Source organism: Kutzneria kofuensis, from assembly GCF_014203355.1.
Classification (GTDB): Bacteria; Actinomycetota; Actinomycetes; order Mycobacteriales; family Pseudonocardiaceae; genus Kutzneria; species Kutzneria kofuensis.
The window spans coordinates 5,510,869-5,526,335 of sequence record NZ_JACHIR010000001.1 but is presented as its reverse complement, the minus strand read 5'-3'; the positions used below and the strand labels follow the sequence as shown (position 1 = coordinate 5,526,335).

7 protein-coding genes are annotated in these 15,467 nt (G+C 70.6%); 4 read left to right on the top strand and 3 right to left on the bottom strand.

The window, feature by feature from the left end:
* Positions 1–245: 245 nt before the first annotated feature.
* Positions 246–1,361: an SDR family oxidoreductase gene (locus BJ998_RS25595; RefSeq protein WP_184865596.1), complete on the top strand. Its 1,116-nt coding sequence runs from the start codon at positions 246–248 to the stop codon at positions 1,359–1,361.
* Positions 1,362–1,431: 70 nt separating this feature from the next.
* On the opposite strand, the gene BJ998_RS25590 is transcribed toward BJ998_RS25595, so the two are convergent.
* The gene (locus tag BJ998_RS25590; protein ID WP_221338123.1) at positions 1,432–7,566 is read right to left on the bottom strand and encodes a type I polyketide synthase; all 6,135 of its coding nucleotides are present in this window, start codon (positions 7,564–7,566) and stop codon (positions 1,432–1,434) included.
* Between the two features lie 203 nt (positions 7,567–7,769).
* Between BJ998_RS25590 and BJ998_RS25585 the strand changes: the two genes are divergently transcribed.
* Entirely contained in the window at positions 7,770–8,402 is a 633-nt protein-coding gene (locus tag BJ998_RS25585; protein ID WP_184865592.1) for an ABC transporter ATP-binding protein, read from the top strand.
* Positions 8,399–9,385 (top strand): ABC transporter permease, encoded by a 987-nt coding sequence (locus tag BJ998_RS25580; RefSeq protein WP_184865590.1) that lies wholly within the window; start codon positions 8,399–8,401, stop codon positions 9,383–9,385. Before BJ998_RS25585 ends, BJ998_RS25580 begins: the two co-directional genes overlap by 4 nt.
* 127 nt (positions 9,386–9,512) lie before the next feature.
* On the opposite strand, the gene glgP is transcribed toward BJ998_RS25580, so the two are convergent.
* Both glgP and BJ998_RS25570 read right to left on the bottom strand, forming a co-directional pair.
* Positions 9,513–12,011, bottom strand: coding sequence for an alpha-glucan family phosphorylase (glgP, locus tag BJ998_RS25575; protein ID WP_184865588.1), 2,499 nt, complete (start codon positions 12,009–12,011; stop codon positions 9,513–9,515).
* A 223-nt stretch (positions 12,012–12,234) separates the two neighbouring features.
* Positions 12,235–13,269, bottom strand: a complete 1,035-nt coding sequence (locus BJ998_RS25570) for a hypothetical protein (RefSeq protein ID WP_184865586.1) — start codon at positions 13,267–13,269, stop codon at positions 12,235–12,237.
* Between the two features lie 169 nt (positions 13,270–13,438).
* On the opposite strand from BJ998_RS25570, the gene BJ998_RS25565 reads away from it, so the two are divergent.
* Entirely contained in the window at positions 13,439–15,409 is a 1,971-nt protein-coding gene (locus BJ998_RS25565) for a maltotransferase domain-containing protein (protein WP_184865584.1), read from the top strand.
* Positions 15,410–15,467: the final 58 nt, after the last annotated feature.

Genomic DNA, 15,467 nt, shown 5'->3' with positions numbered 1-15,467 from the left:
AACGCGAATGGAATTCACACGGGGAATTCCGTCCACGGCTGGTTGAACACGAAACCGTGCAGCCGGATCCGACCGTATCCGGATGACGCATCAGCACCGGGCCCTGCGAACACAGTAGGCACGGAACACCCGGAAGGGCCCGCTGAGCGGCGGTGATTCACCAATACGAGCGAGATCACGAGTGGTGATCGGCAAGCGGACCTATATTCCGCACAGGGGGCCTCGTGAGTAAGGAGCGCTCGACCATGCCGATCGCCATTACCGGCGCGACCGGGCTGCTGGGCACCCGGTTGCTGGAGATCCTCGCGGAACGGCACGACTCGGTGATCCTGCTGAGTCGTCCCGGCGGCATTCCGGCCCGCGAGCGGATCGTGCGCTACCTGCGCGCCAGCGGCCGGACGGACGACGCGATCGCCGAGATCGCCGCCCGCCTGCGCACCGTGGTGGTCGAGCTGGAGCGGCCGCGGCTGGGCCTGACCCAGCAGCGCTTCCAGAGCCTCGCCGACGAGCTGGACGAGATCTGGCACTGCGCGGCGTCCATCGACCTCAACTCCGACCCGCAGCGGCTGCACCTGACCAACACGGTCGGCACGCGGCGGATCATCGAGCTGGCCGACGCCGGCGCGCGCAAACCGATGCTGCACCACGTCAGCACCATCGGCGTGGCCGGCCGGCGGCCGGTCGGCCGGATCTACGAGCAGGACCTGGACGACTCGTACGGCTTCACCACCCGCTACGAGGAGTCGAAGTACCTGGCCGAGGTCGCCGTGCGGGAGTGGTCGGCGCGCACCGGGCGGCCCGCGGTCGTGCACCGGCCGTCGGTGCTCGTCACCGACCAGCGGCCGCACCCGCACCTGCCGACGCATCCGCTGCTCACGGGCCTGCAGTTGACCCGCAAGCTGGTCAACACGCTGGCGATGACCGGCGAGAGCCGGGAGCGGCTGGTCGTGCGGGTGCCCGGCGACCCGCAGGCGCTGGTGAACATGCTGCAGGTCGAAGAGGCCGCCCGGCTGATGGTCGAGGTCGCCGCGCAGCCGCCGACGTCCCGAGTGGACACGTACCACATCGTGCATCCCCGGGACGTGCGGATGGCCGTGCTGGCGGACGTGTTCGAGGAGCTCTTCGAGGACATCCTGCCGATCACGTGGCGGTTCGTGCCGAGCGCCCCGCAGCAGCCGGCGCCGTGGGAATCGCTGGTCTACCAGACGATGAGCACGTTCCTGCCGTTCGTGTCGTACCGCCGGCGCTTCGACGACCTCGGCCTGCGCCGCCTGGGCCTGACCGGCGACTTCACGCCACCGGTGGACCGCGACTACCTCATGCGCACCTTCGGTAGCGAGCAGTACACCCTCTCCGCCTGACCCGCAACCTCAGATGTTGTGAAAGGACCATTCCTCGCACTGGGTGCGAGGAATGGTCCTTTCCAAATGTCTACAGCGCCAGCTGCTCGAGGAGGTGGTCGCCTAGTGCCGCCGGGGTGGGGTGGGTCCACACCGCCGTTGCCGGGATCTTCAGGGCGAGGTCGGCTTCGAGCTGGTTGCGGAGCTGCAGCGCCGTCAGGGAGTCGAAGCCGAGGTTGGTCAACGGCACGTCCGCGTCCACGCTGGCGGAGCTGAGGCCGAGGATCACTCGGATCTGCTCGGCCAGGTAGACGGTCATGGCCTTGCGCCGGTCCTCGGCCGGCAGTTCGGCCAGCTCGGCCCGGACCTTGCCGCCGGAGGCGGGGGCGTCGCCCTGGGCGGAGCGGGGCATCGCGGCGAAGAACGAGGAGTCCAGCACGGACGGCAGCAGGGCGAACCAGCTGTCGGCCTCGAACGCGAAGACGCCGGTGCGGACGCGTTCGTGGTCGAGCAGCGTGGTCAGGGCGTCGATACCGTCCTTTGTCGACAAAGTGCTGAATCCACGGTCCTTGAAGCCGGTCGCCCGGCCGGCCTCGCCCCAGGCGCCCCAGTTCACGGACAGCGCGGGCAGTCCACGATGGTGCCGCCACTGGGCGAAGGCGTCGAGCCAGGCGTTGGCGGCGGCGTAGTTGGACTGCCCGGGGTTGCCGAACATGGACGCCGCCGAGGAGAACAGCACGAACCAGTCGAGATCGTGCCCCTCGGACGCCTCGTGCAGCCGCCAGGCACCGTCGACCTTGGGCCGCCACACCTTCTCCACGCGGGAGCGGTCGAGGTTGAGGACCATGCCGTCGTCGAGTACGGCGGCGGCGTGCAGGATGCCCCGCAGCGCAAAGGAACCGCAGGCCTCGACCAGCCGGGCGGCGGTGTCGCCGACCGAGACGTCACCGCAGACGACCTCGACCTCGATGCCGCCGGCCCGCAGCCCGGCGATGACCTCCTCGGTGTGCACGGAAGGCGCCGACCGACCGTTGAGCACGAGCCGGCCGGCGCCCAGTCCGCCCAGCCACTTCGCCATCTCCAGGCCGAGCCCGCCGAGGCCGCCGGTGATCACGTACGCGCCGTCGGCATGGGCGACCGGCACGATGCCCTCGGGCACGACGGCGACGGTCGAGCCGGTCTCCGGCACGGTGAGCACGAGCTTGCCGATGTGCCGGGCGGCGGCCATCAGCCGGAACGCGTCGGCGGCCTGCTCCAGCGGGAACTCCTTGCGCGGCAACGAGTCCAGCCGGCCGGCGGCGAGTTCCTCGGCCACCTCGCCGAGCAGCGTGCAGGCCAGGTCGGGCTTGGTGCGCAGCACCAGGTCCAGGTCGACGCTGCTGACGGTGATGTTGCGCTTGAACGGGGACATGCCGAGCTTGGTGTCGGCGTAGATGTCCCGCTTGCCGAGCTCGATGAACCGGCCGCCGACCGAGAGCACGTCCAGCCCGGCCCGCAACGCCGGTCCGGCCAGGGAGTTGAGCACGACGTCGACGCCGCGCCCGTCGGTGGCGGCCATGGTCTGCGGCACGAAGTCGAGCGACCGCGAGTCCATCACGTGCTCGATGCCGAGTGCCCGCAGGTAGGCCCGCTTCTCCTCGCTACCGGCGGTGGCCAGGATCTCCGCGCCACGGCTGCGGGCGATGGCGATCGCGGCCAGGCCGAGGCCGCCGGTGGCGGAGTGGATCAGCACGCGTTCGCCGGGCATCAGCCGCGCCAGGTGCACCAGCGCGTACCAGGCCGTCAGGTACACGGCCGGCACGACGGCGGCCTCGGCGGCGGTCATGCCGTCGGGGATCACCGCCACCAGGTCGGCCGGGGTCGTCACGAAGGTCGCGAACGAGCCGTTGGCCAGCGTGAACACGCGGTCGCCGGGCTTCAGGTGGCGGACCCCCGGGCCGACCCGGCTGACGACGCCGGCGCAGTCGCCGCCGAGCGGCGGCTGCGAGCCGTCGGTGGTCGGGTAGAGGCCCATGGCCAGCAGCACATCGCGGAAGTTCAGCGCGCCGGCCTGCACCTGGATCTCCACCTCGCCGGCCGCCGGCTCCCTGCGCGGCCGCACGACGAGGCCCATGGTGTCGAGGTTGCCGGGCCGAGCCAGGTCCAGGGCGAAGCCGTCGAGTCCGTAGTGCACGGTTCGACGTGGCCGGAACTGCCAGGTGCCGTCGTGCAGCGGAGCCTTCACCAGGCGAGCCACGAGCCGTTCCCCGCCGCGCCAGGCGACCTCGTCCTCCGAAGCGTCGGCGACGAGTTCCCGCGCCAGGGTCGGAGCCGGCGACTCGTCGGCCGGATCGAGGTCGACCAGCGTGAGCCGCAGCTCGGCGTGCTCGTAGCCGGCGACGCGGCCGATGCCGCGCAGGGCCGCCTGCGAGAGGTTGATGTCCTCGTCGGTGGTGACCGCCTGCCCGCCCTGGGTGACGATCCACAGCCGCGCCTCGCCGGCCTCGCGGATCACGTCGATCAGGTCGACGACCTGCTCCATGCCGTCGGCATTCGACGGCAGCACAACAACTCCCGTCACGGCGTCGCCCTCGGCGGGCAGCAGCGTGGACAGTTCGGCGGCCAGCGGACCGTCGCCGATGATCCGCCAGCTGCCCGTCACGGATGTCTCCGGCAAGGGAGCGGGCTGCCAGGTGATCTCGTGGAACAACGGGTCCAGCCGGCGCGGCCCGAGTTCACGCTCCGGCGACACCAGCTTGATGTCGTGCGCCTCCACCAACACCGCGCCGTCGGCGTCCAGCAGCCGAATCCAGCCCAGCGCCGACGATCCGTCGCTGTCGTCGAGCACGGCCTGGCCCTCGCACCACACGCCGCGAGCCGGGTCGCCGAACACCCGCAGCGTCGCGACGCCGGCCGGCAGCAGCCGTGGCGCGCCGGCCGGGCGGCCCTTGATCCGCGCGGCACCGAGCGCCTGCAGACACGTATCGAAAAGCACCGGATGGAACCGGAAGCCGCGGGCGCTGGCCCGGGCGGCGGCCGGCACCTTCACCTTGCCCAGCACCGTTCCGCCGTCCACGTCCTCGACACGCAGCTCGGTCAGGCCGGCGAACGCGGGCCCGTGGAAGTAGCCGTCGGCCCGCAGTCCGGCGTAGAACTCCGGCAGCTCCTCGACAACCGTGTGCGCCGCGACAAGTTCGGAGAGAACCGCCGGGGCCATCGGCGTCCGCGACTCCAGCCGGCGCACCTCACCCGTGGCGTGCGTGACCCAGTTCAGCCCGTCCTCGGTGCTGGTCAGCACCGCCACGGACGCCCGGTCCGGGGCCAACGACGTGAGCACGGTGGACACTTCGACGTGCTCACCCAGCGGCAGCAGCCGGTCGAACCGCAGGTCCGTCACGTCGACGAGTTCCGCCGACACGCCGAAGAACTCGGAGCCGGCGGCCAGCACCATCTCGCTGAAGCCCGCGCCCGGCAACACGATCGCGTCGTCCACGCGGTGATCGGCCAGCCACGGCAGCGTCGCCGTGCCCAGATCCGCCTGCCACACATGGCGTCCGTCGCCTTCCGGCAGCTTGACGTGCACACCGAGCAGCGGATGGGTGTCGGAGGAACCGGCCACCTGCAGGTCCGGGTGCGGCAGCGGCAGGTCGATCCAGTGCCGCTTGCGGTCCCAGGTCAACGTCGGCACGTCCACCAGCCGGCCCTGGCTGTACGCACGGGACCAGTCGATCGGCGTGCCGGCGCAGTACAGGGCGCCGAGCTGGATGCCGAAGAACTCCGACGGGTCGCAGTCGCGCTTCATGGTCGGCAGCACAACGGCTTCCGGCAGCGTCTCGCTCATCGGATAGGTCGTCACGGGATGCGGCGACACCTCGATGAACACGCCGTAGCCGTCCTCGCCGGCGGCCTGCACGGCGTTGGCGAAGCGCACCTGCTGACGCAGGTTCGCGGCCCAGTACCGGGCGTCGAAGGTGAACGGCTGCCGGGCGTCCTCCAGCACCGTCGAGTAGACGGGAACGGTGGTGGGCAACGGCTTCAGGCCGGCGAGCCCGCTGACGATCTCGTCCAGCAGCGGGTCCATGTGCGTGGAGTGGGCGGCGATGTCCACGGCGACGAGCCGGGCCATCTGCCCCTGCTCCTGCCACGTCTCGACCAGCCGCTCCACGTCGGCGGTGTCACCGGAGACCACCGTGGACCGTGGCGAGGACTGCACGGCGACGGTGACCGTGGTGCCGCTGAGGTCCAACTCCTCGGCCGGCAGATCGACGGAAGCCATCGTGCCCAGGCCGGAGGCCCGCTTCATCAGCGCGGAGCGGCGGCAGATCACCAGCACGCCGTCGGCCAGCGACAATCCGCCGGCCACGACCGCGGCGGCGGTCTCCCCCATCGAATGCCCGATCACGGCCGCCGGTTCCACGCCCGCGGACCGCCAGAGCCGGGCCAACCCGACCTGCATGGCGAACAGCGTCGGCTGGATCTTGTCGATCTCGGCGGACATCTCCGGCGCGCACATCACCTCCGTCACCGAGAAGCCGGCCTCGGCCATGACCAGCGGCTCGATCTCGGCGATAGCGGCGGCGAACTCGGGCTCCTCGGCCAGCAGCCGGCGGCCCATGCCGTGCCACTGCGAGCCCTGGCCGGAGAACACCCAGACGCTGCCCTTGGCGGCGGCGGTCTTGGCGGTGGTGCAGGTGACCTGCGGCTGCGGCTCGCCGTCGGCGAAGCCCTCCAGGCAGGCGGCCAGCTCGTCGACGGACCGGGCCGTCACGGCGAGCCGGGCGAGGTTGTGGGAGCGGCGGGCGGCGAGGGTGTGCGCGACGTCGGTGAGTGAGACATCGTTGTCGCGCAACCATTCCGCGAGGCGGCTGGCGGCGGTGCCGAGCACCTCGAAGGAGGCGGCGGACACCGGGATCATGGTCGGTCGGCCCGTCTCGGGTGTTCGCCGGGATGTTCGGTGTGGCGCCTGCTCCACCAGGACGTGCGAATTCGTGCCGCCGACACCGAAGGACGAGACGGCGGCCAGCCGCGGGGCGTCGTGCACCGGCCACGGCGTGACCTCGGTCGGCACGAAGAACCTGGTGTCCTCGGGGTGGATCTGCGGGTTCCAGCCGGTGAAGTTCAGCGTCGGTGGGATGATGCCGTGCCGCAGGCTGAGCACGGTCTTGATCAGCCCGGACACGCCGGCCGCGGCCTCGGTGTGGCCGAGGTTGGACTTCACGCCGCCGAGCGCGCAGCGGTCCCGGCCGGTGCCGTAGACCGTGCGCATCGAGTCGAACTCGATCGGGTCGCCGACGGGCGTGCCGGCGCCGTGCGTCTCGATCAGGCCGAGCAGACCCGGGTCCACACCGGACCTCTCGACCGCCTCGAAGAACAGGGACCGCTGCGCGTCGGCGGACGGCGCGGTCAGGCCCTGCGAGCGGCCGTCCTGGTTGACGGCGGTCGCGCGGATCACCGCCAGCACGTCGTCGCCGTCGGCCTCCGCGTCGGCCAGCCGCTTGAGCACGACCATGCCGGCGCCCTCGCCGCGCACGAAGCCGTCCGCGCCCGCGTCGAACGGGTGGCAGCGGCCGGTCGGCGACAGCATGCCCCACTTCGAGTAGCTGATCGGCGTCTCGGGATTGATCATCAGGTTGATGCCGGAGGCCAGCGCCAGGTCGGACTCGTCGGTGGCCAGGCTCTGGCAGGCCAGGTGCAGCGCCACCAGCGACGAGGAGCAGGCGGTGTCCACCGCGACGCTGGGGCCGTTCAGCCCGAGCAGGTAGGAGATGCGGCCGACGGCGGTGGAGTGGCCGTTGCCCGTCATCATGTACGCGTCGATGTCCTCGTACCGGCCGGCCAGCCGGCCGATGTACTCGGAGTGGCACATACCGGCGAACACGCCGGTCCGCGTGCCGGCGAGGTCGCGCGGCGGCAGCCCCGCCCGCTCCAGTGCCTCCCAGGCCAGCTCGATCATCAGCCGGTGCTGCGGGTCCATGGTCGTGGCCTCGCGCGGCGAGATGCCGAAGAAGGCGGCGTCGAAGCCGGTGATGTCGTCGAAGTAGCCGGCCCAGCGCGAAGTGCAGCGGCCGGGCACGTCGACGTCCGGATCGTAGAAGGCGTCCACGTCCCAGCGACCGTGCGGGCCTTCTCGGATGACGTCGCGGCCCTGCACGAGCAGTTGCCAGAAACGCTCCGGTGAATCGACCCCACCGGGATACCTACAGGACATACCGATGACGGCAATCGGTTCACGCGCGAGCTGCACCACGCCGGTCACTCCCTCGCAGGAATTGGCACGACCGGCCGTGGCGAAAAATGCGAATCCAATTCGGACGGCCATGCGAGTCCGTTCATCGCAGCATGAGCCGATGTTGACCGAGCAACAACCGCAACTTGCCAAGATCACCCGACAGTGGGCCGGTCAGCGCAGGTCAACTTGCGGGAAACCGGTCCCGGACGGACAGTGATGAGGTGTCCTCACAGAACTCCACGCTCTATGTGGCCGACGTGCGCAAGGCGTTCGGCCGCAGGCAGGTGCTCGACCGCGTGGACTTCACACTGGAGCGTGGCGAGCTGGCCGGAATCGTCGGCGAAAACGGCGCCGGCAAGACCACGCTGTTGCGAATTCTGGCCGGAGAACTGAAACCGGACCACGGATGGGTCATACCACGAGGTAGGCTCGGTTACTGCCCGCAACGAACCGTGTTGAACGACTCGCTGACCGTCGCCCAGCACCTGCGCTACTTCCAGCGCGCCTATCAGCTCGAGGACCTGCACCGGGCGCACGAGCTGGTGGAACGGCTGAACTTCACCCAGTACCGGGCCAGCCGGGTCAAGTCGCTGTCCGGCGGCACCCGGCAGAAGCTGAACCTGGTCATCGCGCTCATGCACGACCCGGCGGTGGTGCTGCTGGACGAGCCGTACCAGGGCTTCGACTGGGAGACCTACCTGCACTTCTGGGAACTGGCCGGGGAACTGCGCGACACCGGCCGCTCGCTGCTGGTGATCTCCCACCTCAGCCACGACATCGACCGCCTGGACACCGGCTACCGGCTGGCCAACGGGGTTGTCACGCCCATGCCCGTGGAGGCGCACGCCGGATGAGCATCGGCCGGAGGTTCTACCGCACGGCGACCGGGTTCGAACTCATCGAGCACGCCCGCAACCGGCTGGCGATCGTCCTGGTCGCCGTGTTCGTGCCGGTCTGGATCACGCTGATCGACCTGATGATGTCGGAGAGCCCGCTGCCGTTCCGGTACCGGGACACGGGCGAGGAACTGCACGTCAACGGGCAGCACCTGACCTTCATCTCCGGCGGGCTCAACGCCGTCACGCTGATCGTGGGCTTCCTCATGTTCAGCGTGACCTACCGTTCGGGCCCGTTCGACCGGCGGCTGGTGGCGGCCGGCTATCCCCGGCCGCATCTGCTCGCGGCCAAGGTGACCGCGCTGACGGCCAGTTCGGTCGTGGTCGCGGCGTACACGACGGCGATGGTGTGGGTGTTCTGGCATCCCGAGCAGCTGTGGCTGTTCGCACTGGGCATGTTCACCGCGGCGGTCACGTACGGCGGCATCGGCATCGTGCTCGGCGTGCTGCTGCGCGGCGAGCTGGAGGGCATGTTCGCCATCATCATGATCAGCCTGATCGACGTCGGGCTGGAGTCGCCGGTGGTCAACGCCGGGTCGGACAACGACCTCGTGCGCTTCCTGCCGATGTACGGCTCGATGCAGGCCGGCGTCGGCGCCGGCTTCACCCGGTCCGTGCCGTGGGAGCAGCTGGCGGCGGTGCCGGTGTGGTGGGCGGCGTGCGCGGTCGTCGGCCTGATCGCGTTCCACGTGCGGACCCGCGTCTACACCCGATCGGGTCGCCCCGTGACGGCGGCCATGGTGGCGGCCACGCCGATCCCCCGTCCGGCCGCGCCGGGCGAGGCCGTGCACGTCACCGTGCGGGTGTGCGGGCCGACGTGCGTGGCCACCGACCACATGCCGCTGTACCAGGGGTTGGCGGTGCTCGCCGCGCTGTCGGCCGAGCAGGCGGCGGATCGCGCCGACCAGAACGTGTACCCGCTCAGCATCAAGCGCGGCTGAGCGGGCTACCGCCGGGAGTGGTGGCGCTCCCGGCACCGAAACGGGCAGGTTCTCCTCGCACCCGGGAAGCGAGGAGGACCTGCCCGTTTCTTACATTCGGTGTGTCTGAGAGCGTGACTCGCCGGGGTTAAGCGAGGATCACTCGGCCCAGCTCGGCGGGGGTGGCCAGGAGCTCGTGGTGCGGGAGCACGCGGACGGTGTAGCCGACGGAGCCGACGTGCGGCAGGGCCAGCTCCGCCTGGTAGGCGCCGTCCATGCCGGGCGTCATGGTCGCCGTGACCACCTCGGAGAGTTCACCCGAATCGGCGACACGGCCGATGACCGCCTGCACCTCGACGTCCGACGGCGACAGGCCGTTCAGGTCGACCCTGGCCCGGACCGTCACCGGCTGGCCGACCACCGGGGCGTGCGCGCCGTTGACCGACAGGTCCGTGTACGTCACCTGCACGCGGTTCCACGCGGAGCGGATCCGTGCCTTGTAGACGGCCAGCTCCTTGGCCCCCTGGAACGAGTTGGCGCGCACCGCCGTCGCGGAGGAGCCGGCCGGCGCGTAGTACGTCTCCACGTACTCCCGGACCATGCGCTCCGCCTGCAGCTGCGGGCCCATCTCGGTGAGCGTGTGCCGGACCAGCGACATCCAGCGGGTCGGCACGCCGGCCTCGCCGCGGTCGTAGAACAGCGGCGCGACCTGGGCCTGGAGCAGCTCGTACAGCGCCGCCGCCTCCAGGTCGTCGCGGCGGTTCGGGTCGGGCACGCCGTCCGCGGTCGGGATCGCCCAGCCGTTCTTGCCGTCGTAGAACTCGTCCCACCAGCCGTCGCGGATGGACAGGTTCAGGCCGCCGTTGAGGGCCGCCTTCATGCCCGAGGTGCCGCACGCCTCCAGCGGCCGCATCGGGTTGTTCAGCCACACGTCGCAGCCCCAGTACAGGTAGCGGGCCATCGACATGTCGTAGTCCGGCAGGAAGACGATGCGGTGCCGCACGCCGGCGTCGTCGGCGAACTTGACGATCTGCTGGATCAGCGCCTTGCCGCCGTCGTCGGCCGGGTGCGACTTGCCGGCCACCACCAGCTGCACCGGGCGCTCCGGGTGCAGCAGCAGGGCGCGCAGCCGCTCCGGGTCGCGCAGCATCAGCGTGAGCCGCTTGTACGTGGGCACGCGACGGGCGAAGCCGACCGTCAGCACGTCCGGGTCGAACACCGAGTCCGTCCAACCAAGCTCCAGCGCCGACGCGCCGCGCTGCAGCCAGGAGGCGCGCACCCGGCGGCGGACCTCGTCGACCAGCTTGCCGCGCAGGCCGCAGCGCAGCTCCCAGAGCACGGAGTCGGTCAGCTGCTCCGGCTCCAGCTTGGTCATCTCCGGCGCCGCCCAGGTGTGGCCGTGCACGCCGTTGGTGACGGAGCCGATCGGCACCTCGTCGGCGTCGAAGCCCTGCCAGAGGCCGCCGAACATGCCCCGGCTGACCTCGCCGTGCAGCTTCGAGACGCCGTTGGCGCGCTGGGCCAGCCGCAGGCCCATGTGGGCCATGTTGAACAGGCCCGGGTTCTCCTCCGCGCCCAGCGCCAGCACCCGCTCGATCGGCACGCCCGGCAGCAGCCGGTCACCGCCGAAGTAGTGCTGGACCAGGTCGACCGGGAAGCGGTCGATACCGGCCGGGACCGGGGTGTGCGTGGTGAACACCGTGCCCGCGCGGATGGCGGCCAGCGCCTGGTCGAACTCCAGGCCCTGGTCCGTCACCAGCTCGCGGATGCGCTCCAGGCCCAGGAAGCCCGCGTGGCCCTCGTTGGTGTGGAACACCTCCGGCTGCGGCGTGCCCGTCAGCTCGCAGTAGACGCGGACCGCCCGGACGCCGCCGATGCCGGCCAGGATCTCCTGGCGGATCCGGTGGTCCTGGTCGCCGCCGTAGAGCCGGTCCGTGACGCCGCGCAGGTCGTCGTCGTTCTCGTCGACGTTCGAGTCGAGCAGCAGCAGCGGCACCCGGCCCACCTGGGCGCGCCAGATCCTGGCGTGCAGCGTGCGGTCGCCCGGCACGCTCACGTGCACCTGGACCGGCGTGCCCGCCGCGTCGGTGAGGAGTTCGAGCGGGAGGCCGCGGGGGTCGAGGACCGGGTAGTGCTCCTCCTGCCAGCCGTCCAGCGACAGCGACTGGCGGAAGTAGCCCGAGCGGTAGAGCAGGCCCACCCCGATCAGCGGCACGCCCAGATCGGACGCCGCCTTCAGGTGGTCGCCGGCCAGCACGCCCAGGCCGCCCGAGTAGTTCGGCAGCGCCTCGGTGACGCCGAACTCCATCGAGAAGTACCCGATCGTCGCCGGCAGCTCCGTCTGTTCGCCGCGGGTCTGGTACCAGCGCGGAGCGGTGAGGTAGTGGTCCAGGTCGTCGGCCACGGCCCGGACCCGGGCCAGGAAGGCCTCGTCCGCCGCCAGCCGCTCCAGGTGCGCCGCCGGGAGGTCGCGCAGCAGCGCCAGCGGGTCGTTGCCCGCGCGCTGCCAGGCCTGCGGGTCGACCGCGGCGAACAGCTCCTGCGTCGGCGGGTGCCACGTCCAACGCAGGTTGGTCGCCAGCCGGCCGAGCGCGGCGAGCGGCTCGGGCAGACTGGCGCGGACGGTGAACCGGCGGAGTGCTCTCACGGGGGGCGACCTTATAACCGCCCCCCGCCGCCCCTGCAACTTTCACAGAGATCTTGCAAAACTTTGCAGCCCCGGGGTGGCGGGAAGCCCCCCACGTGAGTGGCTCATTTCGCCCCCAGCCCCACCTGAGCCACTCACGTGCGACGGGCGGGGGCACGTGAGTGGCTCAGGTGGCGGCCAAGCGAAAATGAGCCACTCAGGTGGAGTCCCCCCGGCGGCTAGCTCACATGCAGTGCCAGGTGACGGGGAGGTCGGAGGGGCCGCCGCCCCAGGTGCGGCCGTACTCCGAGCCGGCGGCGGTGTGGTCGTCGGGGCCGACGACGACGACGCCGGCGGTGATCGAGTTGGTGGGCAGGGTGGCGATGACCGTGCCGGCCTTCCACAGGACGGTGCTGTACTTCTGGGCCGCCGTGTCATAGGCCTGGCCGCCGACGGTGCCGGTGGCGCCGATGGCCTCGGCCTTGGTACCGCCGGCGATCTTGCTGCTCAGGGTGCCGTCGACCTTCCACAGGGCGGCCTGGGCCTCGTCGTAGGAGCCGGCGACGAGGCCGCCACGGATGGCGAAGGTGGTGTGCCAGGTCTGGGAGTCGACGCCGGCCAGGACGTGGCGGGCGCCGGAGGCGTCCCAGACGACGCCGCTGAGCTCGTTGTCGGCGGCCGGCAGGGCGATGTCGGCGAGCACCCGGCCCTGGTCGTCGATGCCGTGCACGAGGTCCAGCCGGGACGAGGACTGGGACAGCACCTTGTGCCCGCCGGCGTGCCAGACGACGACGTGGGAGCTGCCGCCGAAGTCGGCGGTGCCGGCGATGTCGCCGGCGGTGTTGATCGCGTCGGCGGTGGTGTTGATCCAACTCGAATCGACGGGCAGCGGGGTGGCGGCGCCGGTGGTCGACGAGAACGTGGCGGCGTGGCTGTGGCCGTCGGCGTCGATGGTGAAGCCGACGACGGTGCCGGCGTTGTTGATGCCGCTGAACTGGGTGCCCGGGTCGGCGGCGGACGCGACGAGCTTGCCGCCGGACCACACGGCGCCGTACTTCGGGCCGCTGCCGGCGAAGATCGGGTTCGGCTTGTACGTGTTACCAACGAGTACGCCGCCGTCGTTGCCGCCCGTGACGTCACCGGCGGTGCGGTCACCCGTGGTGGGTAACGCGGTTCTCGTCCAGACACAGACCGCAGCCGACGCGCTCGGCGCGGCGGCCACCGTGAACGATGTGACGAGAAGTGTGGCCGCGAGCAAACGACCTGCCCCAGTGAACATGAAGAATTCTCCCAGCGGTGGCTGATGATCCGCCCGGACGCTAGCCTTCGCACATCGGGTCACGGTCGGAGTCACGATCAACAGTCACGGACGATCACCCGGTGGTTTGGAACCAGGCCGGCCAAGGCACACTATGGGCGCGGGCGGCGGCGACCTAGGGGCGTGGGCGATGAGTGGACGTTTGGGCATCGACGACATCACCCCGGTGGTCAGTGGCGGCCGATATGCGTCGAAAGCCGTTGTGGGAGAACACATCCCGATCGGCGCGACGGTGTGGCGCGAGGGCCACGACGCGGTCGCGGCGACCGTGACCTGGAAGGGCCCGAAGGACAAGGTGGCCCGCCAGACCCGCATGGTCGAGCACGGCACGGGCCTGGACCGCTTCGTGGCGACGATCGTCCCGGACGCCGAGGGCGCGTGGACGTTCCGCATCGACGCCTGGAGCGACCCGTGGGCGACCTGGCGCTCGGCGGTGGAGAAGAAACTGGCGGCAGGCCAGGGTTCCGCGGAGCTGGCCAACGACCTGGAACTCGGCGCGCGGCTGGTGGAGCGGGTGGGCAAGCGCCCGGATCGCCGCAACGACAAGGACTTGCTGCTCGCGGTGGCCGCCGGGTTGCGCGACGGTGAACGGCCGCTGCCGGACCGGGTCGGCGCCGCGCTCTCCGACCACGTCGACAGGATCATGCGCGAGTACCCGGTCCGAGAGCTGCTCACACGTGGCAAAGTCCACAAGATCTGGGTGGACCGCACGCGGGCGCTCTACGGCTCCTGGTACGAGTTCTTCCCCCGCTCCACCGGCGGCTGGGACGAAACGGGCAAGCCGGTGCACGGCACGTTCGTCACGGCCACCCGCGAGCTGGACCGGGTCGCGGAGATGGGCTTCGACGTGGTCTACCTGCCGCCGATCCACCCGATCGGCCGGGTCAACCGCAAGGGCCCCAACAACACCCTGAACGCCGGCCCGGACGACGTCGGCTCGCCGTGGGCGATCGGCTCCCGCGACGGCGGCCACGACGCGGTCGCCCCGGAGCTGGGCACGCTGGCCGACTTCAAGGGCTTCCTGCACCGCGCCGACGAGCTGGGCCTGGAAGTCGCGCTGGACTTCGCGTTGCAGTGCGCGCCGGACCACCCGTGGGTCGAGGAGCACCCCGAGTGGTTCACGACGCTGCCGGACGGCACGATCGCGTACGCCGAGAACCCGCCGAAGAAGTACCAGGACATCTACCCGCTCAACTTCGACAACGAGCCGCGGAGCCTGTACGCCGAGATCAACCGGGTGATCACGCACTGGATCGAGCAGGGCGTGCGGATCTTCCGAGTGGACAACCCGCACACCAAGCCGCCGGACTTCTGGCACTGGCTGATCTGGGAGGTCAAGCGGCGCTATCCGGACGTGCTGTTCCTGGCCGAGGCGTTCACCCGCCCGGCCCGGCAGTACGGCCTGGCCAAGCTCGGCTTCACCCAGTCCTACACCTACTTCACCTGGCGCACCGGCAAGCAGGAGCTGATCGACTTCATGGTCGACTGGCTCAACCACGCCGACGAGGGCCGGCCCAACCTGTTCGTCAACACACCGGACATCCTGCACGAGTCGCTGCAGCACGGCGGCCCGGCGATGTTCGCCACCCGGGCCGCGCTGGCCGCGACCCTGTCCCCGACCTGGGGCGTCTACTCCGGCTACGAGCTGTACGAGCACGAGCCGGTGCGCCAGGGCTCCGAGGAGTACCTGGACTCCGAGAAGTACCAGCTGCGGCCCCGTGACTACCACACCGCGCTGCTGGAGGGCCGGTCGCTGCAGCCGTGGCTGACCAAGCTGAACCAGCTGCGCAAGGCGCACCCGGCGCTGCAGCAGCTGCGCACCCTGTTCTTCCACCACGTCGACAACGACGCGCTGATCGCGTACAGCAAGACGGACCCGACCACCGGCGACACGGTGGTAGTGGTGGTGACCCTCGACCCGAACAACGCCCAACAGGGCACGCTCTGGTTGGATCTTCCCGAGCTGGGATTCGACTGGCACGAGCGGTTCACCGCTCACGACGAGGTCACGGGCGACACCTGGGACTGGGGTCAGGCCAACTTCGTCCGGCTCGAACCCTGGCGTGCCGTCGCGCACGTCATCAGTATTTCTCGCAAGTAAACCTGATCAGCACGAATAGCGCGGCTCCGCCCCGGGTAGTCACCGGGGGCGGGGCTAG